Genomic DNA, 22,976 nt, shown 5'->3' on the forward strand with positions numbered 1-22,976 from the left:
CAACATCATGAGTTCCGACCAAGACCACCTCAAAGAGACAGACACGGAAGCTCGCTTCGAGTTCAAGAAGGAGCAGAAGGCCGCGTTCGTGGCCGAGAAGGGTCTCAACGAAGAGACCATCCGCGTCATCTCGGAGGACAAAGACGAGCCCGAATGGATGCTCGAGCGCCGCCTTCGCGCGCTCAAGCAGTACCAGAACATGCCGATGCCGACCGACTGGCCCGGCCAGCCTGACCTCTCCGAGGTCGACGTGGACGAAATCGTCCCGTACATCCGACCCGACGTGGAAGTCCGCGGCGGCGTCGACGACTGGCGCGACCTGCCGGACGACATCAAGGACACCTTCGACAAACTGGGTATCCCGGAAGCCGAGAAGAACGCCCTCTCGGGCGTCGGCGCCCAGTACGAGTCCGAGGTCGTCTACCAGAACATGCAGGAGCGCTGGGAGGAGAAAGGCGTCGTCTTCATGAACATGGACCAGGCGGTCCAGGAGCACGAAGACATCGTCAAGGAGTACTTCATGACGAAGTGCGTCCCCCCGAGCGACAACAAGTTCGCCGCGCTTCACGGCGCCATCTGGTCCGGCGGCTCGTTCGTCTACGTCCCCGAGGACGTGACGGTCGAGATGCCGGTGCAGGCGTACTTCCGCATGAACTCCGAGGGCATGGGCCAGTTCGAGCACACGCTCATCGTCGCGGAGAAGGGCTCCGAAGTCCACTACATCGAGGGCTGTTCGGCCCCGAAGTACTCCGCGTTCAACCTCCACTCCGGCGGCGTCGAAGTGTTCGTCGGCGAGGACGCCCACGTCCAGTACTCGACCGTCCAGAACTGGTCGAAGAACACCTACAACCTCAACACCAAGCGCGCCATCGTCGAGAAGGGCGGCCGCATGGAGTGGATTTCGGGCTCGATGGGCTCGAAGGCCACCATGCTCTACCCGGCGTCGATTCTGAAGGGCCGCGGCGCGTCGGACAACCACATCACCATCGCCTTCGCGGGCGAGGGCCAGAACATCGACACCGGCGCGAAGGTGTACCACAACGCCCCCGAGACGAAGTCGACCATCGAGTCGAAGTCCATCTCGAAGGACGGCGGCCGCACGAACTACCGCGGTCTCGTCCACATCGCCAACGGCGCGAAGAACTCCTCGACCGCGGTCGAGTGTGACGCGCTCATGTTCGACAACGAGTCCACCTCGGACACGATGCCGTACATGGAAATCAACGAGTCCACGGTGGACGTCGCCCACGAGGCGACCGTCGGCAAGATCGGCGACGAGGACATCTTCTACCTCCAGTCGCGCGGTCTCGACGACGACGACGCGAAGCAGATGATCGTCTCCGGGTTCATCGAACCCATCACGGAGGAACTGCCCATCGAGTACGCGGTCGAACTCAACCGACTCGTCGAACTCGAGATGGAGGGTAGCCTCGGATAACCAATGAGTGCGCAACTTCCCGCGAACCTGTCCGCAGAGACGGTACGAGAGATTTCGGACGCACGGGACGAGCCGGAGTGGCTCCTCGAGGCCCGCCTCGAAGCCCTCGAAGCACTCGACGCGCTCGAACTGCCGGACGTCATCCAGACGCCCGGTCGCCGCTGGACCAACCTCGAAGCGCTCGACTTCGAGTCGCTCGTCGACCCGCTGAACCAGGCCGACGAGACGACCCGCGAGTCGCCCGAGGGCGTCGTCGTCCTTCCGTTCACGGAGGCGCTCTCCGAGTACGGCGACCTCATCGAGGAGCGCTTCGGGTCGGTCGTCGCTCCCGACACGAACTACCTCACCGCCCTCTCGGCGGCGCTGTTCACGACGGGCACGTTCATCTACGTCCCCGAGGGCGTCGACGCCGAGGACGTGAAGATTCGCGCCGAGATGAACTCTCGGTCGCTGTTCAGCCACACGCTCGTCGTCACCGAGGAGTCCTCGTCGGTCACCATCCTCGAAGCCATCGAGTCCGGCGACAGCGTCGACGACGCGCGGTACTTCTCGAACCTCGTCGAAATCGACGCGGGCGAGAACTCGTACGTCCAGTACGGCTCCCTGCAAAACCTCGACGAGGAGACGTACACGTACTCGCTCAAGCGCGCCGACGCCGACACCTACTCCACGGTCAACTGGATCGAGGGGAACCTCGGCTCGCGGCTCACCCGCAGCGACGTCGAGACCGAACTCAACGGCGAGGCGTCGGAGACGAAAATCGTCGGCGCGTTCTTCGGTCACGACGACCAGCACCTCGACGTGAACGCCCGCGTCTGGCACAAAGCCGAGAACACGACGGCCGACCTCGTGACCCGCGGCGTCCTCGACGACGAGGCGCGCTCGGTGTACGAGGGCGTCCAGGACGTCGGCCGCGACGCGTGGAGTACGAACTCCTATCAGCGCGAGAACACGCTGATGCTCTCGGACCAGTCCGAGGCCGACGCGTCGCCGAAGCTCATCATCAACAACCACGACACCGAGGCGTCCCACGCGGCCTCCGTCGGGCAGGTCGACGCCGAGGACCTCTTCTACATGGTCTCTCGGTCCGTCCCCGAAGAACAGGCCCGTAACATGCTCGTGGAGGGCTTCTTCGTGCCCGTCCTCGAAGAGATCGAAGTCGACGAGTTCCGCGACGACCTCGAAGAGCTCATCGCGGCGCGCCTGCGGTAGTCCGGCCTCCGCGGCGCGACTTCGCCGGGCGTTTTTTTCTCCGATCCCGTCGACCCGCGAGGGAACCGCTTAAGTCGGTTACTCCCGGAGAGGTGTGTATGTACGTCGCGGGACCGTGTCTTCGAACGTTGAGGGGGACGAGTCCATGAGCGTCGGCTATCAGGTCAGCTCGGACCACCAGCTCGCCCGACTCCTCCAGATCGGTATCGTCCTCGAAGAGGTCGTGGAGGCGCGCGCCTACCACCACCACGAGGAACTCGACGAAGACGCGCTCGACGAGGAGATTCGAGCCCTGCTTTCGCACGCCGCCGAGGAGTCCGCGGACCACCGCGAGCGCCTCGAAGCCGTCATCGACCGGCTGGAAGTCGACAGCGTCCCCTTCGAGGAGATAGAGGCGCTGGTCGAGGCCCAGTACGGCCAGACGAAGCCCGAGGACTTCGACGGCGTCCTCTACGACCAACTCTGCAACGAGGAGACCGCCTACAAGTTCTACGACGACGTCATCGAGGCCATCGAGGCGAGCGAGGCACAGTTCTCTATCGACCGCGAGGAACTCGTCGCCACCCTGTCGGCGATTCGCGACGAGGAGGCCGAGGGCGTAGAAGAAGTGACGCGAATCATGGAAGACCGCGAGTGAAACGATGAACACGGCAGACCAATACGTCAAGGCGATTTACCTGCTGCAGGAGATGGAGAACGGCCCGGCGGCCACCGGCGCGCTCGCGGACATGATGGAGGTGAGCCCCGCGAGTGCGAACGAGATGATCGGCAAACTCGAATCCCGCGGCCTCGCCGAACACGAGAAGTACAAGGGCGTCACGCTCACGGACGACGGCATCGTCCGCGCCCGCGACGCGCTCCAGACCTACTGCATCATCGAGCGCTTCCTCTCGAACGTCCTCGACGTCGAGGAGTTCCGCGCGGAGGCCCGCGAACTCGAACCCGTCATCGACGGGATGATTGCGGAGCGACTCGACACCATCATCGACCGTAACTCCGAGTGTCCCGACTGTTTCGACCCCGAGACGGACGCCTGCGAGTATCTCGACGTGTGCGGCGCGGAACCCGAGACGGAGACGGAAGCCGCCGATTAATCGCCGACGCCGCCCGACCGGAACCGAAGCGTTTTCATTTACCAGCGGACAACCGACGAGTGCGCAGTCCCGTGGTGTAGTGGCCAATCATAGCGGCCTTTGGATTGGTACGGTTCATTGCGTGCCGAGAAGACAGCCGCTGACGGCGGTTCGAATCCGCCCGGGACTACTCGAACTTCTCCTGCGAATCCATATCACGCCGAGTCGCGTCGCCGCCGAGCGATTTTTATCGCCGCACAATGACAATACACTAACGTGTCTCTGCTGCATCCGGTGTCGGCCGCTCGCCACCTCGCGTACACCCTCCACTACGCGCTCGTTCGGGCGAACTACGAGCGACGGCTCGTCGCCACGAAGAAACACGTCGGGCGGACGAGCTTCCGGAGCTACGAACTGTACAACCGTCACGGTAACGACGTGCTCCTGCAAGCGCTGTTGCTCGACCTCGACGGCGGCGACGTGGTCGTCGACGTGGGCGCGAACACGGGGACCTACACGCTCGCGGTCGCGGCCAGCGAACCCTCCGCGCAGGTCGTCGCCGTCGAGCCGCATCCCGAGGTCGTCGACCAGTTGCGGGCGAACGTCGAGGTCAACGACTTCGACGACCGGGTGGACCTCCTCGACTGCGGCCTCGGCGAAACCGACGAATCCCGAGCGTTCCACCTGTCGAGCTACGACGAACTGGGGTCGTTCTCGCGAGACCACGCGAGCGCGTGGGGGGCGCGGGTCGTCGACACGGCGTCGGTATCGATGCGACGGCTGGACTCGCTCGTCGAGTCCGGGACGGTCCCGCCGCCGGACCACCTGAAGGTTGACGTCGAAGGGTTCGGCCTGAACGTGCTCCGGGGGGCGGAGGCGGTCCTTCGGGAGCACCGGCCGACGGTGTATTTCGAACTGCACGACGCCCGCGGGAGCCACGACGAAGCGGCGGCGAAGGCCCTGCTCCGGGAGTCGGGCTACGAGCTGGTTCCGGTCCGCGAGGGCTGGGTATGCGAGCCTCGGGCGCGGGCAGAAGCGTCCCGGTCCACGTAGTCGCGTCCGAGGAGTCGATTCGACCGGCGACCGGCTATTCGAGGGCGAAGTTCACGCGCTCGTGTGCCGAGCCTTGGGTCGTCCGGCCGGCGACGGAGACCGTGCCGATGTCGCCCGTCGATTCGACGTGAGTTCCCGCGCAGGCGGTCCGGTCGAAGGGGTCGTCCGCGTCGCCGATTTCGACGATTCGGACCTCCCGAATCGACTCCGGAAGCAGGTAGAGTCTGGTGCGGTCGGGGTCGAGCGTCGCTTCGGCCTCCTCGCGGTCGAGGCTGTACCACCGGACGGGGAGGTCGGACGCGACGAGGTCGTTCAGGCGCGTCTCGATGGTCCGGAGGTCGTCGCCGTCGAAGCGGTCGTAGGCGCAGTCGAGGTGTGCGTGGTCGGCGTACAGTTGGTTACCGGTCGTCTCGGCGTCGAACTCGTCGAGGAGGACCGCAGAGAGGAGATGCTGGGCCGTGTGGTAGCGGCTGTGGGCGCGCCGCCGCGCCGGGTCGACGCGTCCGGTGACGGTCGCCCCCGGGTCGGGCGCGTCGCCCGCGACGACGTGTTCGATTCGGTCGCGTTTCTGGACGTCCGTCACGTCCCACGTCTCGCCGTCGCAATCCTCGCCGTCTACCGATAGGGTGCCCGTGTCGTGCGGTTGGCCGCCGCCGGTCGGGTAGAAGTACGTCCGGTCGAGGACGACGCGGTCGGTTCCGCGGACCGTCTCGACGGTCGCCTCGAACTCGTGTGTCGTCGCGTCGTCGAGGTATCGTGCTTCGGTCACGTCGGGGTCGACGCGGGCGGGCGAGTTAACTCTCATCGATGTGCCAGCGGTTCACATTGGCGGCCACGAGACCCGGTCTGTTCGCCCGAGAGCCCGGTTCCCGCGACTCAGGGTGGTCGTAACGCCTAAGAGTGGAACGACCCTCATTCCGTGTAATGAGAATACGCACGTGCCAACACCGACGGAGGTTCTGCCGTGGGCGTTGAAATCAAAGAGTCGGCGGTCTCCGACGCCGAGTTCGAGGATATGAAGCGTTTCGTCTCGGACTATCTCTCTGCGAGCGTCGAAAACGAAGACGACGGCGGGCGGATGCGCTGGTATCCGTGGCACTCCGCGGAGTACCGGTTCAACCACATCCTCAACGTCGTCGACCTCGCGACGCGCATCGCCGACCGCGAGGGCGCGGACGTGAACGTCGTTCGCGTCGCCGCCCTCTTTCACGACATCTCGAAGCTCGAAGCCGACCAGGAGGTCCACGCGGAGGAGGGCGCTCGCGTCGCCCGCGAGTTCCTCAGCAGCCACGGCGACTACCCCGACTCCTTCGTCGACCAGGTGTGTCAGGTCGTCTCCGACCACTCGTATCAGGGGCCGCTGACCGACGTGTCGCTTGAGACGCGCTGTCTCATCGAGGCCGACATCCTCGACAAAATCGGCGCGAACGGCACCGCGCTGATGCTCCTGCGGATGGGCTACGAGGCCCGGACCCACATGGACGCCGCCGAGATGGTCGAACGCGTCTTCGAGCGCGGCCGCGACGCCTCCGACCGGCTCGAAACCGACACCGCCCAGAGCTTCGCTCACCAGCGGCTCAAGCGCGTCAAGTGGTTCCGAGAGTGGCTCGAAGAGGAGGTCCCCGAGATGGACCACGACGGCCAGTTCAGCGGCTGAACTCGTCGGAACCGCCGCCTCGCCGCCTCGTTTTTTCGAGCGAACGATCCCGTCTCAGAGCGTGTCGAGAATCGAGAGCACGCGTTCTTCGGCGTCGCGGCCGGGGTCGTGTTCCGCGCCGTCGCGGTCGCTGTCGCGGTGGTCGGCGACCGACCGGCGCATCGCCTCCTCGACGGGGGTTGACTCCCAGCCGAGACGGGCGAGTTTGTCCGTCGAGAGGACGTGCGGGTAGTCGCGGTAGAGGATGAAGTCGTCCATCGAGAGGCCGGCCGCGGCGAGTTCACGCTCGCCCGCGTGGACGACCTCGACGCCGGTGCCGGCGGCGTCAGCGATGACTTCGACCATCTCTTCGAGCGTCACGAGCCGTCTGTCACCGACGTTGTAGGCCTCGCCCGCCTCGCCCTCCTCGGCGACGACGCGCATCGCGCTCGCTACGTCCTCGACGTAGGCGCGGTGCCAGACGTTCGTCCCGTCACCGGGGACGACGACGCGGTCGTAGTTCAGCACGCGGTCGATCCAGTAGTCGAGGCGCTCGGTGTAGTCGTCGGGGCCGTAGACGATGCAGGGCCGGACGGACATCGCGTTGATGCCCCGCGAGGCCGCCTCGAAGACGACGCGGTCGCCCTCGGCTTTCCGCGGGCCGTAGCTCGCACCCGAGTCGTCCGCCGCCTGCTCGTCGGTGCAGTCGCACAGCGGCGTCTCGCCCTCGCGCTTCGGGATGACCTCGCTTCCGTAGGCCGCGCCGCTGGAGATGTAGACGTAGGCGTCCACGTCAGCGAAGACGTCGACCGCAGAGGCGACCTCCGCGGGCTTGTACGCCACGCAGTCGAACACCGCGTCGGGGTCGACGGTCAGTTTCGCGGTCCGGAGCGCCTCGTCGTCGGTTCGGTCGCCCTGCACGTGTTGGACGCGCGGGTCGTCCTCGAAGGGGTTGTCGTGGTTCCCGCGGTTGAAGATGGTCACGGCGTAGCCGCTGTCGAGGAGTTCCGAGACGAGGTAGCGGCCGATGAATCGCGTGCCGCCGATGACGAGTGCGTTGTCCATGTCTCGGTCGAAGGCGCGCGCGGTGAAAAACGTGAGAGAATCGGTTGCGGGTGCCGGAACCCGCTCGCCGTTAGCGGCGGTTCGAGACGGCCGGGGTCCGTCTCCGTCTCAGTCGTCGCTCGTCGTCGCCGCGCCGACTCTGTCGGCTCCGGCGTCGACGATTGCGCCCGCCTTCGCGGGGAGTTCGTTGCGAACGTCCTCGCGGCCGTCTTCGGCGATGACCTCGGCGTACGCGTCGGGCATCACCTTCACGAAGTCACCGAGCACGGACTGCCAGTCGTCGAGCAGTTCGGCCGCGCGGTCGGAGTCGGTGTACGTGCGGTGGTTCTCGACGAGTCGGGTGAGCATCGCCTCGTCCTTGTCGTCGAGGTGGTCTTCGAGCGTCACCATCTCGGTGTTCGCCTTCGCGGCGAACTCGTCGTCGGGGTCGTAGACGTAGGCTACGCCGCCGGACATGCCCGCGGCGAAGTTGCGGCCCGTCTCCCCGAGGACGGCGACGACGCCGCCGGTCATGTACTCACAGCCGTGGTCGCCGACGCCCTCGACGACCGCCTTCACGCCGGAGTTGCGGACGCCGAAGCGCTCGCCGGCGAGGCCGTTGACGTAACATTCGCCCTGCGTCGCGCCGTAGAGGGCGACGTTGCCGATGAGGATGTTTTCGGCGGCCTCGTAGTTGGCCTCGGCGGGCGTGTCGACGATGACGCGGCCGCCGGAGAGGCCCTTGCCGACGTAGTCGTTGGCGGCCCCGGTGAGCCGCATCGTGACGCCGCGGGCGAGGAAGCCGCCGAACGTCTGGCCGGCGATGCCGTCGAACTCACAGCGGATGGTGTCGTCCGGGAGTCCCTCGCCGCCGTGGGCGTTCGAGATGCGGTTCGAGAGCATCGCGCCGACCGCGCGGTCGACGTTCGAGAGGTCGCGGCGGATGACGACCGGCTCGCGGTTCTCGATGGCGTCTGCGGCCTCGTCGATGAGTTTGTGGTCGACGTGCGTCTCGATGTCGGCGTGGACCTGGTCTTCGGTCTTGCGGCGCGCGCCCGTCTCGGGCTCGGCCAGCACCGACGAGAGGTCGAGGTGCTTCGCCTTCTCGTGGTCCGTCTCGACCTGCCGGAGCAGGGAGGGACGACCGATCATCTCGTCGAGCGAGGTGAAGCCGAGGTCGGCCATAATCTCGCGGAGTTCCTGCGCGATGAACGTCATGTAGTTGATGACGTGGTCGGGCTCGCCGGGGAAGCGGCGGCGCAGGTTCTCGTCCTGCGTGGCGACGCCGACCGGGCAGGTGTTCTCGTGGCACTGACGGGCCATCACGCAGCCCGAGGTGACGAGCGACGCGGTCCCGAAGACGTACTCCTCGCCGCCGAGGAGGGCGGCGACGGCCACGTCGCGGCCGGTCTTCATGCCGCCGTCGACGGAGACGCGGATGCGGGAGCGAAGCCCCGTCGCGCGGAGCATCTGGTTGGCCTCGGCGAGGCCGAGTTCCCACGGGAGACCGGCGTTCTTGATGGAAGTCTTGGGCGACGCGCCGGTGCCGCCGTCGTAGCCGGAGATGTGGACCACGTCGGCTTTCGCCTTCGAGACGCCGGCGGCGATGGTGCCGATGCCGGCCTCGGAGACGAGCTTGACGTTGATGTCGGCGTCGGGGTTGGCCGACTTCAGGTCGAAGATGAGCTGCTTGAGGTCCTCGATGGAGTAGATGTCGTGCAGCGGCGGCGGCGAGATGAGGCCGACGCCCGGCGTCGCATAGCGGACGTGCGCAATCATCTCGTTTACCTTCTTGCCGGGGAGGTGGCCGCCCTCGCCGGGCTTCGAGCCCTGCGCCATCTTAATCTGAATCTCGTCGGCCGACGAGAGGTAATGAGAGGTGACGCCGAAGCGGCCGGAGGCGACCTGCTTGACGTTACACTCCTTTTCGGTACCGAAGCGCTCCGGCGGCTCGCCGCCCTCGCCGGAGTTGGACTTGCCGCCGATGCGGTTCATGGCGATGGAGTTGTTCTCGTGGGCCTCCGGCGAGAGGCTGCCGAGCGACATCGCGGCCGTCGAAAAGCGCTTGACGATATCCTCGACGGGTTCGACCTCGTCGATGTCCACCGGCTCGCGGTCGGAATCGAATTCGAGGAGGCCGCGGAGCGCCTTCAGCTGCTTCGACTGGTCGTTGACCAGCTCCGCGAACTCCTTGTACTTCTCGTAGTCGCCGGCGCGGACGGACTGCTGGAGCGTGCCGACGGTCTGGGGGTTCCAGCCGTGGTGGATGCCGGCCGAGCGGTTCTCGTACTCGCCCTGTCGTTCGAGCTTCGGGTCCGCGCCGAACGCGGCGGCGTGACGGGTCAGCAGGTCTTCCTCGATGACGTCGAGGCCGATACCCTCGGTGCGGATTTCGGTGCCCTCGAAGTACTCGGCGACGAAGTCGGATTCGAGGCCGACGGCTTCGAAAATCTGCGCGCCGCGGTAGCTCTCGACCGTCGAGATGCCCATCTTTGCCATCGTCTTGAGCAGGCCGTCTTCGAGCGCGTGGACGTACGCGTCGATGGCCTCGCCCTCGTCGGCCCCGTCGGGGCCGGCGACGACGTCCTCGATGGTCTGGTAGGCGAGGTAGGGGTTCACCGCGCCCGCGCCGTAGCCGACGAGCGTGGCGAGGTGGTGGACCTCGCGTGGGTCGCCGGACTCGACGACGAGGCCGGCGTGGTTCCGGAGGCCGTTGCGGACGAGGCTGTGGTGGACCGCGCCCGTCGCGAGCAGGCTCGGGATGGCGACGCGGTCGGGGCCGACCGCGCGGTCGGAGAGGACGACGATGTCCGCGCCGTCTTCGATGACCGCCTTGGCCTCGTCGCGGACGGCCTCGATGGCCTCGCGGATGTCGCCGCCTTTCTCGTAGGTGATGTCGACGACTTCGCTCCGCATGTCGTCGTCGAGGTCCTTGATGGCCGCAGTCTCGGCGTCCGTGAGGACCGGCGAGTCGAGGACGAGCTGACGCGCGTGCTCGGGTGATTCGTCGAGGAGGTTACGCTGGCAGCCGAGCCGCGACTCCAGGCTCGTCACGAGCTTCTCGCGGATGTAGTCGATAGGCGGGTTCGACACCTGCGCGAACAGCTGCTTGAAGTAGGTAAACAGCGGGCGGTTGAGGTCCGACAGCACCGAAAGCGGCGTGTCGTCGCCCATCGAGCCGACGGGGTCCTTGCCGTCGCGGGCCATCGGCTCTATCATGTGGTTGAGCTGGTCGTGCGTGTAGCCGAACGCCGCCTGCGTCGCGCGGAGCGACTCGACCTGTCCGCGCGAGGTGGAGTCGGTGTCGCCGGCGATGTCGTCGAGATGGCGCTGCTGTTGGTCGACCCACTCGCCGTACTTCTCGTCGGTGAGGGAGTCGAACACTTCGGCGTCGGGGATGACGCGGCCCTCCTCGGGGTCGGCCATGAAGATCTCGCCGGGCTGGAGGCGACCGCGGGATTCGAGTTCCGCGGGGTCGGTGTCGAGCGCGCCGACCTCGCTGGCGACGATGAGGCGGCCGTCGGTCGTCACCTCGTAGCGACACGGACGGAGGCCGTTGCGGTCGAGGACGGCGGCGATGCGGTCGCCGTCGGTCGCCGCGACGAGCGCGGGACCGTCCCACGGCTCGACGAGCGAGGCGTGGAAGTCGTACCAGTCGCGGCGCGCCTGGTCCATCGCGTCGTCGTTGCGGTACGCCTCAGGGATGAGCATCCGCAGGACGTGCGGGAGTTCGCGGCCGCTCTTGAGGAGCAGTTCGACCACGTTGTCCACGCTCGCGGTGTCGGACTGGTCGGCCTTCGTGATGGGCATGAGCGTCTCGATGTCGTCGCCGAAGGCCTCGTGCTGGAGGTCCGTCTCGCGGGCGCGCATCCAGTTGACGTTGCCGCGGATGGTGTTTATCTCGCCGTTGTGGATGACCTGGCGGTACGGGTGGGCGAGATGCCACGCGCCGAGCGTGTTGGTGGAGAATCGCGCGTGAACGAGCGCGAGTTCGGTCACCATCCGCTCGTCGCTGAGGTCGGGGTAGTAGTTCGGGAGCTGTTCGGCCGTGAGCAGTCCCTTGTAGACGATGGTCTTGCGGTCGAGCGAGCAGACGTAGAACCGTCCCGCGCCCTCGATAGCGAGGTCGTCGACCGCCTTCTCTGCGGCTCGGCGGGCGAGGTACAGCGCCCGGTCGAACTCGTCTGCGGTCATCCCGTCGGCCGGCTCGACGAACAGTTGCCAGACGTCGGGCTCCGATTCGAGCGCGGTCGCGCCGAGGTCGGCGTTGTCGGTCGGCACGTCGCGCCAGTCGAACACGGAGAGCCCGTGGTCGGCCAGCGAGTCCTCGACAACCGCCGAAACGCGCTCGCGAACCTCGTCGTCGGTCGGCATGAACACCGAACCTGCCGCGTAGAGGTCCGGAAGCTCGGATTCGAGGACGGCTTCGAAGAACTCGTCGGGTCGTTGCAGCAGGATACCCGCCCCGTCCCCGGTGTTTTCCTCAGCGCCCGTGGTGCCGCGGTGCTCGAGGTTCTCCAGGAGTTCGAGGCTGTCTGCGACGACTCGGTGCGAGGCGCCGTTTTCGAGGTCTACGACGGCCCCAACGCCGCAGTTCGACCGCTCGTCGGTCGGGTCGGCTAACCCGTCCTGAGCGAAGGGTGCGTCTATGTGTGGCTTGGTCATACGCCAATAGTACGGCTACCCGCATAAGCAACTTTTCCTGAAACCATAAGGGTGTTACAATGTCATATAAGGATGTATCCATACATAGTATGGAGACTAATGATGATTCGACGGACGACGAAAAATATGAACAATCGTGTAAAACCCGGCGGCCGGTTCAGTAGGACTTCGCGAAGTACGCCGTCTCCTCGGCGTCGTCGCCGCAGACCGCGCAGTCCTCGCCGTCGTGAATCTCCGCGTCCTCGTCGTTCAGGGGCACCATGACGATTTCGGCGGCGATTTGCTCCTTAATCTCGTCCTCGCAGGCCTCGTCTCCGCACCACGGCGCTTTCACGTAGCCGCCGTGCTGGCCGATGGTGCCGAGAATCTCGTTGCGCTCGGACGCCTCGCGGACGTTTTCTTCGAGGTTCTCCTCCGCGGCGGCGTAGAGCTTCGCGTACACTTCGTCGAACTGCGCTTGGACGGCTTCGGCGATGTTCTCGCGGTCGAGTTCGACCGACTCGCCGTCGGGGCGGTGGACGGCCGTGACGACGTCGTCGTCGACCTCGTTCGGGCCGATTTCGAAGCGGACGGGGACGCCCTTGAGCTCCCACTCGTTGAACTTGAAGCCGGGGTTGCGCTCGTCGCGGGCGTCGAGTTCGACGCGGACGCCCGCGTCTTCGAGGTCTTCGGCGATGTCCTCGGCGTAGTCGAGGACCTTCTCCTGCGTGTCAGCCTGCCAGATGGGGACGATGACGACCTGCTCGGGCGCGATGGTCGGCGGCAGGACGAGGCCCTGGTCGTCGGAGTGCGTCATGATGAGCGCGCCGAGCGAGCGCCACGACAGCCCCCACGAGGTCGTGTGGGCGGGCTCTTCGTCCTCGTCTTCGGTCGTGTAGGTGAGGTCGAACGCCTCTGCGAAAGAGGTGCCAAGGTAGTGGGAGGTGCCGGCCTGCACGGACTTGCCGTCGGGCATGAGCGCCTCGACGGTCGTCGTCGTGTCCGCGCCGGGGAACTTGTCGTGTTCCGGCTTCGCGCCGCGGAGCACGGGGATGGCGAGCACGTCCTCGTAGAGCGACTGGTACTGCGAGAGGCGGGTCATCGTCTCGTCCCACGCGCCGTCGCGGGTCTCGTGGGCCGTGTGACCTTCCTGCCAGAGGAACTCCTTGGTGCGGAAGAACGGCTTCGTCTCGGTCGCTTCCCAGCGCACGACCGAGGCCCACTGGTTCACGCGGAGCGGGAGGTCGCGGTGGCTACGGACCCACTGGGCCATGTAGGGCGCGATGATGGACTCGGAGGTCGGGCGGACGGCGAGGCGCTCTTCGAGTTCCTCGTGGCCGCCGTGGGTGACCCACGCCACCTCGGGGTCGAACCCCTCGACGATGTCCTTCTCGCGTTCGAGGTAGCTCTCGGGGATAAACAGCGGGAAGTACGCGTTCTGGACGCCCGTCTTCTTGAACTCGCCGTCGAGGTAGTTCTGGATGGACTCCCACAGCGCGTAGCCGCGCGGGCGAGTCACGATGAAACCGCTCATGCCCTCCGGGCCGTAGTTCGCGAGACCCGACTTCTGGACGACCTCGGCGTACCACTCGCCGGTGTTGTACTGCTTCGACTCGGTGATACCGAGTTCCTGCTCGTCGCTCATTGCCCATCGGTAGCCGCAGCGAACCCTTAAACGCCCCGAAGGTGCCGGCGCGCCGCCCCGCCGCGCAGACCACCTCTCGTCGACGACGGTCGGCGGTTCCGGCGGACGCATAGATACATATCGCCGGCTATCCTACCAGTACGTGGTGGTTGGCGTGCTAACAATGGACACAATTGTAAGCGGCGAACGGCCGACTCCTCGAGAGGGGACGGTCCGAATCGAACTGTGGGTTCCGAGCGGGCGGCGCGCGGAGTTCACACCGGTTATCGACCGACTGGACGACGCCGTCGGGCGCGGCCTTATCGAGGAGTACACCGTCGAGACGTGGGACCGGTTCGTGGACCTTTCGGGGAGCCTGAGTCCGCGCGAGCGACGCGTCCGCGACCGGCTCGCGTCGTACGCCCAGTGGGCGGCGACACACGGCGAGCGGCTGACGGGATTAGGCGACCTCGGCGTGCGCGGCGTCGGACGGATGGGCCCCGAGCGGCTGACGCGGCGGACCCCGCGAGCGGTCATGGCAGAGTACGAAAACGGCGTGCTCGCGCACGTGACAGCGTGCGAGGAGTGCGTCGGCGCGTTCCGTGGACGGCTCCGCGACCTCGACTCGGAACACGAACGCGAGTCCGAGCAGTCGTCGGAGCGCGTCCGAATCGAGTGGTAAGACGCGACTCGAACCTCTTTTTCGCGCGACGCCGTCCGGTGGTCAGCGCCGACTGTCGAACGGCGAGTCACCCTCGCGCCACGACCACCCCGGCAGGCGCGTCTGAAAGCCCGCGGCGAGCGCGGCGTCGAGGTCGTCGCGGCCGGCGGGACCGTCGGTGTGGACGGCCACGTCCGCGAAGTGGAACGTCGCCTGCGCGAGGAGTCGGAGCGGCTCGCCGCCGGCGATGGTCGCCGCGAGCTCGCGCCCGAGCACCTCGTCGACGACGAACCCCGGGTAGTCGTCCTGTACGTCCAGCCGCTTGAGGATGCGGACGTAGGCCGCGACGTTGACGCCGACCTCGCCGTCGGCGAACACCGCGTCGACCGCCTCGCGGTAGGCCGCCTCGTCGACCGCGCCGACGCGCGTGTCGAACTGCTCGCCGAGTCGCCGTCGCGTCTCGTTGATGAGCGGGACGATCACGTCCGCGCGCTCTCGAACCCAGTCGTGTTCCGCCGAGACGGCCGCCGGTGTGAGTTCCATGGTCGTCGGTCGGCCCCGAGACGCTTCGGCTTTGCGAAGGGTTTTATACTGGCGACATGGTACTGTCGGGTAAGCGGGTTTTCCCTGCCTCTTCCCGCAGTCGAGATACAACCGTATTCAGTTCACTATGCTCTCTCCGCAGTCGGCCGAGACTGGCACTCGTACACGTGGACCGGCTCGCGTCGACGCTCCTGAGGTAGGGGTTCCCGAGACCTGCCGGCGCAGGACCGGACGGGTCGCTCGTAACTATGAGCTCCGTAGATAAACAACTCGAGAATCTGAAGGCAGAGATTACGAACGAACTCCCCCGCGACATCTCGGTTTCCGACGTCAAGTACGAGGGTCCCGAACTCGTCGTCTACACGCGCGACCCGAAGAAGTTCGCTCAGAACGGCGACCTCATCCGGAAACTCGCGAGTAAGCTCCGAAAGCGAATCACGGTTCGCCCGGACCCGGACGTGCTGTCCGACCCCCGCGAGGCCGAACCCAAGATTCTGAGCGTCATCCCCGAGGAGGCCGGCGTCACCGACCTCGACTTCCACATCGACACCGGCGAAGTCGTCATCGAGGCCGAGAAACCGGGCATGGTCATCGGCCGCCACGGCTCGACGCTCCGCGAAATCACGCAGAAAGTCGGCTGGACGCCCGAAGTCGTCCGCACTCCCCCCATCGAATCCTCGACGGTTTCGAACGTCCGCAACTTCCTGAAGCAGGAACGCGAGGACCGCCGCCGCATCCTCGAACGCACCGGCCGGCAGATTCACCGCGAGCAGCTCTCGGACGACGAGTGGGTCCGCATCACGACCCTCGGCTGCTGCCGCGAGGTCGGCCGCGCGTCCTTCATCGTTTCGACGCCCGAGACCCGAATCCTCGTCGACTGCGGCGACAAGCCCGGCTCCGACGACGTGCCGTATCTGCAGGTCCCCGAGGCGCTCGGGTCGGGCGCGAACTCGCTCGACGCGGTCGTCCTCACCCACGCTCACCTCGACCACTCGGCGCTCATCCCGCTTCTGTTCAAGTACGGCTACGACGGCCCCATCTACACGACCGAGCCGACCCGCGACCTCATGGGCCTACTCACGCTCGACTACCTCGACGTCGCCTCGAAGGAGGGACGCACCCCGCCGTACGAGTCCGAGATGGTTCGCGAGGCCATCAAGCACACCATCCCGCTTGAGTACGGCGACGTGACCGACATCGCGCCCGACGTGAAGCTGACGTTCCACAACGCGGGTCACATCCTCGGCTCCGCCGTCTCGCACTTCCACATCGGTGACGGCCTCTACAACGTCGCGTTCTCCGGCGACATCCACTACGAGGACACCCGCCTGTTCAACGGCGCGGTCAACGACTTCCCGCGCGTGGAGACGCTCGTCCTCGAATCGACCTACGGCGGCCGCAACGACTACCAGACCGACCAGCAGGACTCCGAGGAGCGCCTCATCGAGGTCATCAACGAGACGTACGACCGCGGCGGCAAGGTCGTCATCCCGGCGTTCGCCGTCGGTCGCTCACAGGAGATTATGCTCGTCCTCGAAGAGGCGATGCGCTCGGGCAAGATTCCGAAGATGCCCGTCCACCTCGACGGGATGATCTGGGAGGCGACGGCCATCCACACGACCTACCCCGAGTACCTCCGCGACGACCTCCGCGACCGCATCTTCCACGAGGACGAAAACCCGTTCCTCGCCGAGGAGTTCAACCACATCGACGGCGGCGAAGAGGAGCGACAGGACGTCGCCGACGGCGAGCAGGCCATCATCCTCTCGACCTCCGGGATGGTCACCGGCGGCCCCATCATGTCGTGGCTCCGCCACGTCGGCCCCGACCCGAAGTCTCGACTGGTCTTCGTCGGCTACCAGGCGCAGGGGACGCTCGGCCGCCGCATCCAGAACGGCTGGGACGAGATTCCGGTCAACGGCCGCGACGGCATGGGCCGGTCGGACACGCTGAAGCTCAAGATGGACGTCGAGACGGTCGACGGCTTCTCCGGTCACGCCGACCGGCAGGGCCTCGAGAACTTCGTCAAGACGATGAACCCGCGCCCGGAGAAGGTGCTGTGCGTCCACGGTGACGAACGCTCCGTGCAGGACCTCTCGTCGGCGCTCTATCACGACTACAACATGCGGACGTTCGCGCCGAAGAACCTCGAAACGTTCCGCTTCAAGTAACGACTCGCAGTCACGGCGACCCTCACCGGCGCGTCAACCGCCGCCGCACAACGATTTCTCACGGACGGCATCCGGGCGAACATTAATCAGGACTCTCGAACGAGTGTTTGCTATGCGTCTCGCACTTATTGCGCACGACGAGAAGAAGCCGGACCTCATCGCCTTCGCCGAGGAGCGGCAGGACGACCTCGAACGCTTCGAACTCATGGCGACGGGCACGACCGGCCAGCGACTCATCGACGCCACGGGCCTCGACATCGAGCGCAAGCAGTCCGGGCCGCTCGGCGGCGACATGCAAATCGGCGCGGAGATCGCGAGCGAGACCTGCGACGGCGTCATCTTCCTCCGCGACCCGCTGACCGCCCAGCCCCACGAGCCGGACATCACCGCCCTGCTCCGCATCTGCGACGTCCACCAGACGCCGCTTGCGACCAACCTCGCCAGCGCCGACGCCGTCCTCGACGAACTCATCCGACAGCTCGACGGCGAGGAGTAGTCACCGGAACCGAGCCGCGTCGGGACCGAACCGCGCCGCGACCCGTGAGTCCATCGCCTCGTTTCGCTTCGAGAGACGGTATCACGCCTGAGAATCGCGGCGTATCCTTAATTAGCAGCGCGCCGGAGGCGACGGTATGCACGCCGCGACTCGCACGTCTCTGATGCTCGCCGTGATTCTCACTGTCGCGACCGCCCCGGTCGCCGCCGCGACCGGGCCGACCTCGCCGTGTTTCCCCGGCGAGGGCCACCAGTTCGACATCGGCGGCGAGGGTGCGGGCATCGACCTCGTGGTCTTCCTCTCGATGTTCGAGAACCTCGGCGGCGAGGGCGGCTTCGGGATGGAAGCCGGCGGCTCCGTCGGCAACGACTCCATCGTCCAACTCCGGGCGGGGGTTGCCTTCGACGGCGTCGGTCCCGCCGCGGCGTTCCTCTCGAACCCCTTCTCGCGGTTCAGCGTCGTCTACGACTACTCGATGACTCTCCCGATGTTCGCCGACTCGGGCATCGAATCGAGCTACGAGGACGACGGCTCGCCGGTGGGCGGACTCGACGCGAAATCCTGTTAGTCAGTCGTCCGCGGCCGCGGGGTCGGTGACGGACTGCGCCGCCGCGTCGACGCCGACCATGTCGCACACGTCGGCCATCGGGCACGCGTCGGGGCCGTCGAGACACGCGGGTTTGCGGGCCGTGCAGAACTCGCGGCCGAACTGAATCATCGCGGTGTGGCCGAAGCCGCACTTCTCGTCGGGGATGTCGCGTTCGAGCGCCGCCCGAACGCCTTCGTGGTCGGCGTCGGCGGGCGCGAGCCCAATCCTGCGGGCGATGCGGTGGACGTGGGTGTCGACGGGGAAGACGCCGCCGCGCCCGCCCGCAAAGAGGAGGACGCAGTCGGCGGTCTTCGGGCCGACGCCTTTCATCTCCAAGAGGCGGTCGCGGACCGTCGCGGGCGCTTCCTCGCGGACGTAGCGGTCGAAGTCGGCCTCGCTCCCGAAGTCGGCCAGCACCTCCTCCGCGACGCCCCGGATGAGCTTCGATTTCTGGTTGTAGAGGCCGCCGGAGCGGATGGCCTCGACGATGCCCTCGCGGTCGGCCGCCGCCAGCGACTCGGCGAGGTCGCCGCCGCCGTACTGCGCCATGAGTTCGTCGTGGGCGGGCTGGCTCGCCTTGTCGCTCGTGTTCTGGCTCAGGATGGTTCGGACGAGACACTCGAAGCCGCCCTGCCCGCCGTAGGCCTTCCGCCAGTAGCGCTCGCCGAGGCGGTCGACGACGACCTCGGCGCGCGTCGCGGTCTCGGGGTCGGCGGGGTCGAACGCCGTCTCTCGGCCGCCGCCGCTCGCGCCGCCGCTGATGTTCTCTGCGGGTTCGTCGGGCATGTCCGAGGGTTACGACCGCGCGGTGAAAAACGCATCCCGTCGGCCGACTCCTCGGCCGATTGCGCCGAGTTACTCGACTTCGATAGTGACGGTCAGTTCCGCCCCGTCGGCGAGCGCCGAGACGAGGTCGCGGTCGAAGCCCGCCGCGGCGTGAGCTGCGTCGACCGCGCCGGTTCGGTCGTCCACGTAGTCGCTCGTGCGGAAGACGATGCTGCGGTCGCCCTCGAACGTGAGGTCCGGGTGTCCGCGGGCGTGGACGGCCTGCTCGTGGGTTTCGTCGCCTGCGTCCACGCGGACGTGTACGTCGATAGCCGCGTCGCGGGACTGGCAGGCCTCGACGAACGCTGGGTCGAAGTCGGCGGGCGTGCGGTCGGCCTCGACGCCGATGATACAGTCGCCCGCGGGGGTGAGCCAGTCGTCCGTCGTCACCTCGAAGGTGCTCGCGTGTTCGGCGCGTACGTGTTCGTGGCCGCGTGCGCGAATGACCTCTCTCATGACGTGGCATCCGACCCGACTCGGTTTAGCCCCCACGATTCACATCCCATTTATATACGTCTTTGGCAACGACTAACATGGTGAATACGGTCGATATGAGCGGTGTGGTAACTGTTTTCACCCGAATTCCCACCGAAGTATTTATTAACTGGTCGCTTGTATGTGTATGTACCTGAGCGCCTCCGGCGTTCCGGCGGCATCGCACGCAGAATGATCGGGAATTCTTATCCACGGTCGGTCGCACTCCCACGAGCAGCCGCCACGCACGGAGTGGTGATGGTATCGAGGATTGATTACGCATGGTAACGAAGCAGGAAGTACTTAGCGAGTTCGACGTGCAGGAACTCGACGAGGCACGAAACATCGATCTCCCAGACGAAAAGCTCGAGAGCGGCTCGAAAGGCGAACTCATCAAACTCGCCGGTCAACTCCGTGACCGCCGCAATGAACTAAACCAGATGGCTTCCGAGCGCGCATCCAAGCGCGACGACCTCAACGCGAAGACTCGCGAGAAGGTCGACGAAGCCCAGAAGCACCGCGAGAAGCGCGACGAGATGAACTCGCAGGTGCAGGAACACAAGCAGAGCCGCAACGAGCTCAACGCGAAGGCCAACGAGCTCTTCGACGAGGTCGACGAGATGAAAAGCGACCTCGAGCTCGACGACGGCAAGGACATCGACGAGCTCAAAGAGGAGATCGAGCAACTCGAGTTCCGCCAGCAGACCGAAGTCCTCTCGACCGAAGACGAGCGCGAGCTCATCGAGAAAATCGAGAACAAGCGCGAAGAGCTTCGCCAGAAAAAGGACAAGGTCGAAGAGAGCGGTGACCTCGAAGAACTCATCGAAGAGGCAGAAGAGGTCCGCTCCGAGGCGTCCCAGCACCACCAGAAGGTGACCGAGCTGGCCGACGACGCCCAGGAACACCACAACCAGATGATCGAGGCCTACCGCGAGGCCGACGACATCCGCGACAAGGCCGACGAGATGCACGAGCTCTTCGTCGAAGCCCAGGAAGCGGCCGACCGTCACCACGAGGACTTCGTCCGCGTCCAGAAGCGCCTCCGCGAGCTGGACAAGAAGGAAGAGCGCCAGCGCAAGGACTCCCGCGCCGAGGAGCGCGAGGCCGCCAAGGCCGAGGCCGAGGAAATCTACCAGAAGTTCAAGGAAGGCGAGACCCTCGAGACCGAGGACCTGATGAAGCTCCAGAAGTCCGGGCTGCTCTAAACTTCGGTCACTTTCTCTCTCTTCGTCGCGCTTGCGACGTATCATTTTTATGCCGTTCGAAGCCCGAGCGACAGCCATGAGTGATTCACCGTGACCGACAGTTTCACGCGCGTCTACCGGCTGGCTATCGTGGTCGTTCTCGCCGTCGTCGGGGCGGCGGTCGGCTGGATTCTGTTCTACCGCGTCCCCGACACGCTCGCGGACCTCGCGGGACTCCTCCTGTTCATCGGGACGGTCGTCGCCGCGCTCCGCGTCGGCGGCAGGCTCGCCGCCTCGGCGTTCCCCGACTACGACGTGGCCGAAGTCGCCGTCGAAGGACCGATTTCCCGCGACGGCGGCGGCGGTCCGGTTCCGGGTCGCGGCGGCGGGACGCCCGCCGACGACATCGTCGAGCAGGTCGACGCCGCGGCCGACGACGACAGCGTCGACGCGCTGCTGGTCAAACTGAACACGCCCGGCGGCGAGGTGTTGCCGAGCGACGATATCCGCCGGGCCGTTGCCGACTTCGACGGGCCGACGGTCGCCTACGCCACGGACACCTGCGCCTCGGGCGGCTACTGGATTGCCAGCGGCTGCGACGAACTGTGGTCCCACGACGTGAGCGTCGTCGGCTCCATCGGCGTCATCGGCTCGTCGGTCAACGCCTCGGAGCTGGCCGACAAGGTCGGGCTCTCCTACGAGCGGTTCGCCGCGGGGAAGTACAAGGACGCCGGGATGGCCCTGAAAGAGCCGACCGAGGACGAACGCGAGTACCTCCAGGGGCTCATCGACGACTACTACGACGACTTCGTCGAGCGCGTGGCCGAGGGCCGCGACATGGACCCGCAGGTCGTCCGCGACACCGAAGCCCGCGTCTACCTCGGTGAGGAGGCCCACGAACTCGGCTTGGTCGACTCGCTGGGGAGCCGCGACGACGTGGAAGACCGACTCGCCGAACGCCTCGGCCGCGACGAGGTGTCGGTGCGGGAGTTCACCCCCGAGGTCGGCCTCACCGACCGGCTCCGCGGCGGCGTCGAAGGGGCGGCGTACGCCTTCGGCGCGGGACTCGCCTCGTCGGTCGACCCCGACGACGGCTTCTCGTTTCGGTTCTGACGACTGGGAGGCTTTTTAGCCCGCGCCCCCGTTCGTCTTCCACGTGACAACGCTCGTCCTCTGTGTCGACCGGGCGAACGACATCGGCCGCAAGACCGGGCTCTCGACGCCCGTCGTCGGCTGGGAAGCGGTCCGGTCGCTCGTCACCGACGTGGGGCTCTCGGACCCCGAGGATTCGAGCGTCAACTGCCTTCTCGCGGCGCTGCGGACGACCCGCGAGCTCAGAGACGAGCGCGAGGACGCCGAAATCGCGGTCATCTCGGGGACGAGCGACAGCGCCGTCGGAGCCGACCGCGCCGTCGCGCGACAGCTCGACGACCTCGCCGAGCAGTTCGACGTCGAGTCCGCCGTCGTCGTCATCGACAGCGCGGAAGACGAGCGGCTCGTCCCGGTCGTCGAAAGCAGGTTCCGGGTCGACGCGGTCGACCGCGTGGTCGTCCGGCAGGCCCACGACATCGAGTCGACGTACTACCTGCTCAAGCAGTTCCTCGGCGACGAGGAGCTTCGCTCGACGGTACTCGTCCCGCTCGGCGTCGGCCTGCTTCTCGTCCCGTTGCTGCTCGTCCAGTTCAGCCCCGAGGTCGCCATGGCCGGGCTCGCCGCCCTGATGGGCGCGGTGCTGCTCTACAAGGGACTGGCCATCGACGAGGTCCTCTCGGACGCCCCGGACCAGATTCGCGACGCCCTCTACTCCGGGCAGGTGTCGGTCGTCACCTACGCGGTCGCGGCCGGGCTGGCCATCGTCGGGCTGTTCCTCGGCGCGCTCGCCATTCGGTCCCCCGGCGTCGGCGGGGGAGAGGAGGTGCTCGTCCCGTCGCTCCTGTTCGTCTACCACAGCGCGCCGTGGCTGGCGCTCGCCGCGCTGACCGCGAGTGCGGGCCGCCTCTTGGACGAACTCATCGGGAGCGAGCGCGTCTCCACGTCGTACATGAACCTCCCGTTCGGCGTCGTCGCCATCGGGCTCGTCGTCCGCGGGTTCGCCGGGTTCCTCCTCGAACGACAGGGCGAGCTAGCGAACCTCGAACTGCTCGGGCGACTCGCGCTCACGCCGGTCCAGCGGCTGGCGATGTTCATCGTCGCCGGCGTCGTCGTGAGCGTCGTGGGCGTCCGCGTCTCCGCGAGCGTCTCGGACGAGACCCTGGAGGACGTCGTCGACACGCCCAGAGAAAACGAGAGCTGAGGATTTCTGTCCCGTG

The 22,976-nt window shown here is 66.5% G+C and carries 20 protein-coding genes and 1 tRNA gene; 14 read left to right on the forward strand and 7 right to left on the reverse strand.

All coding sequences use genetic code 11. From position 1 onward, the window contains the following. Nucleotides 1–7: 7 nt before the first annotated feature. The 6 genes from sufB (at nt 8) to E4P24_RS04695 (ending at nt 4,776) form a co-directional block, all read left to right on the forward strand. A complete protein-coding gene (gene sufB, locus E4P24_RS04670) occupies nt 8–1,438 on the forward strand; it encodes a Fe-S cluster assembly protein SufB (protein WP_004064302.1) in 1,431 nt (476 codons plus the stop codon). Between the two features lie 3 nt (nt 1,439–1,441). Then, on the forward strand, nt 1,442–2,650 hold the full coding sequence (gene sufD, locus E4P24_RS04675; RefSeq protein ID WP_004044076.1) for a Fe-S cluster assembly protein SufD: 1,209 nt from the start codon (nt 1,442–1,444) through the stop codon (nt 2,648–2,650). Nucleotides 2,651–2,795: 145 nt separating this feature from the next. After that, entirely contained in the window at nt 2,796–3,287 is a 492-nt protein-coding gene (locus tag E4P24_RS04680; protein WP_004064301.1) for a hypothetical protein, read from the forward strand. 4 nt (nt 3,288–3,291) lie between these two features. After that, nucleotides 3,292–3,744 carry a metal-dependent transcriptional regulator gene (locus tag E4P24_RS04685; protein ID WP_004044074.1) on the forward strand — a complete coding sequence of 151 codons (453 nt, stop codon included), beginning with the start codon at nt 3,292–3,294 and terminating at the stop codon, nt 3,742–3,744. A 65-nt stretch (nt 3,745–3,809) separates the two neighbouring features. Next, a tRNA-Gln gene (locus E4P24_RS04690) sits at nt 3,810–3,913 on the forward strand. 104 nt (nt 3,914–4,017) lie between these two features. Next, nucleotides 4,018–4,776, forward strand: coding sequence for an FkbM family methyltransferase (locus E4P24_RS04695; RefSeq protein WP_004044072.1), 759 nt, complete (start codon nt 4,018–4,020; stop codon nt 4,774–4,776). A gap of 34 nt (nt 4,777–4,810) precedes the next feature. Here the strand turns inward: E4P24_RS04695 and E4P24_RS04700 are convergent, their stop codons facing one another. Continuing rightward, nucleotides 4,811–5,545 (reverse strand): alanyl-tRNA editing protein, encoded by a 735-nt coding sequence (locus tag E4P24_RS04700; protein ID WP_345776363.1) that lies wholly within the window; start codon nt 5,543–5,545, stop codon nt 4,811–4,813. Between the two features lie 195 nt (nt 5,546–5,740). Between E4P24_RS04700 and E4P24_RS04705 the strand changes: the two genes are divergently transcribed. Next, nucleotides 5,741–6,433 (forward strand): HD domain-containing protein, encoded by a 693-nt coding sequence (locus E4P24_RS04705; protein ID WP_004044070.1) that lies wholly within the window; start codon nt 5,741–5,743, stop codon nt 6,431–6,433. Between the two features lie 54 nt (nt 6,434–6,487). On the opposite strand, the gene E4P24_RS04710 is transcribed toward E4P24_RS04705, so the two are convergent. From E4P24_RS04710 to proS, 3 genes are all read right to left on the reverse strand, one after another. Next, on the reverse strand, nt 6,488–7,477 hold the full coding sequence (locus tag E4P24_RS04710; protein ID WP_188148181.1) for an NAD-dependent epimerase/dehydratase family protein: 990 nt from the start codon (nt 7,475–7,477) through the stop codon (nt 6,488–6,490). A gap of 108 nt (nt 7,478–7,585) precedes the next feature. Further along, the gene (gltB, locus tag E4P24_RS04715; protein ID WP_188148182.1) at nt 7,586–12,121 is read right to left on the reverse strand and encodes a glutamate synthase large subunit; all 4,536 of its coding nucleotides are present in this window, start codon (nt 12,119–12,121) and stop codon (nt 7,586–7,588) included. A 157-nt stretch (nt 12,122–12,278) separates the two neighbouring features. Then, nucleotides 12,279–13,745, reverse strand: a complete 1,467-nt coding sequence (proS, locus tag E4P24_RS04720) for a proline--tRNA ligase (RefSeq protein WP_008606599.1) — start codon at nt 13,743–13,745, stop codon at nt 12,279–12,281. A 163-nt stretch (nt 13,746–13,908) separates the two neighbouring features. Between proS and E4P24_RS04725 the strand changes: the two genes are divergently transcribed. After that, nucleotides 13,909–14,406, forward strand: a complete 498-nt coding sequence (locus E4P24_RS04725; RefSeq protein ID WP_188148183.1) for an HTH domain-containing protein — start codon at nt 13,909–13,911, stop codon at nt 14,404–14,406. Between the two features lie 42 nt (nt 14,407–14,448). Here the strand turns inward: E4P24_RS04725 and E4P24_RS04730 are convergent, their stop codons facing one another. Next, nucleotides 14,449–14,928: a hypothetical protein gene (locus tag E4P24_RS04730; protein ID WP_188148184.1), complete on the reverse strand. Its 480-nt coding sequence runs from the start codon at nt 14,926–14,928 to the stop codon at nt 14,449–14,451. Nucleotides 14,929–15,176: 248 nt separating this feature from the next. Here E4P24_RS04730 and E4P24_RS04735 point away from each other — a divergent pair, with 248 nt between their 5' ends. From E4P24_RS04735 to E4P24_RS04745, 3 genes are all read left to right on the forward strand, one after another. Continuing rightward, entirely contained in the window at nt 15,177–17,099 is a 1,923-nt protein-coding gene (locus tag E4P24_RS04735; RefSeq protein WP_006600539.1) for a beta-CASP ribonuclease aCPSF1, read from the forward strand. 112 nt (nt 17,100–17,211) lie between these two features. Next, nucleotides 17,212–17,595: a methylglyoxal synthase gene (locus tag E4P24_RS04740; protein ID WP_004064293.1), complete on the forward strand. Its 384-nt coding sequence runs from the start codon at nt 17,212–17,214 to the stop codon at nt 17,593–17,595. Between the two features lie 136 nt (nt 17,596–17,731). Further along, entirely contained in the window at nt 17,732–18,163 is a 432-nt protein-coding gene (locus tag E4P24_RS04745; RefSeq protein ID WP_188148185.1) for a hypothetical protein, read from the forward strand. Here the strand turns inward: E4P24_RS04745 and nth are convergent, their stop codons facing one another. Together nth and E4P24_RS04755 are read right to left on the reverse strand one after the other, a co-directional pair. Beyond that, nucleotides 18,164–18,970, reverse strand: a complete 807-nt coding sequence (gene nth / locus E4P24_RS04750) for an endonuclease III (protein WP_004064291.1) — start codon at nt 18,968–18,970, stop codon at nt 18,164–18,166. A gap of 69 nt (nt 18,971–19,039) precedes the next feature. Next, a complete protein-coding gene (locus E4P24_RS04755) occupies nt 19,040–19,465 on the reverse strand; it encodes a DUF371 domain-containing protein (RefSeq protein WP_004064290.1) in 426 nt (141 codons plus the stop codon). A gap of 299 nt (nt 19,466–19,764) precedes the next feature. On the opposite strand from E4P24_RS04755, the gene E4P24_RS04760 reads away from it, so the two are divergent. From E4P24_RS04760 to E4P24_RS04770, 3 genes are all read left to right on the forward strand, one after another. Further along, nucleotides 19,765–20,688, forward strand: a complete 924-nt coding sequence (locus tag E4P24_RS04760; RefSeq protein WP_004064289.1) for a coiled-coil protein — start codon at nt 19,765–19,767, stop codon at nt 20,686–20,688. A 90-nt stretch (nt 20,689–20,778) separates the two neighbouring features. Beyond that, nucleotides 20,779–21,780 carry a signal peptide peptidase SppA gene (sppA, locus tag E4P24_RS04765; protein WP_004044056.1) on the forward strand — a complete coding sequence of 334 codons (1,002 nt, stop codon included), beginning with the start codon at nt 20,779–20,781 and terminating at the stop codon, nt 21,778–21,780. A 43-nt stretch (nt 21,781–21,823) separates the two neighbouring features. After that, on the forward strand, nt 21,824–22,960 hold the full coding sequence (locus tag E4P24_RS04770) for a DUF373 family protein (protein WP_188148186.1): 1,137 nt from the start codon (nt 21,824–21,826) through the stop codon (nt 22,958–22,960). The last annotated feature ends 16 nt before the right edge of the window (nt 22,961–22,976 follow it).

It is taken from the genome of Haloferax sp. AS1 (genome assembly GCF_014530665.1).
GTDB lineage: Archaea > Halobacteriota > Halobacteria > Halobacteriales > Haloferacaceae > Haloferax > Haloferax volcanii.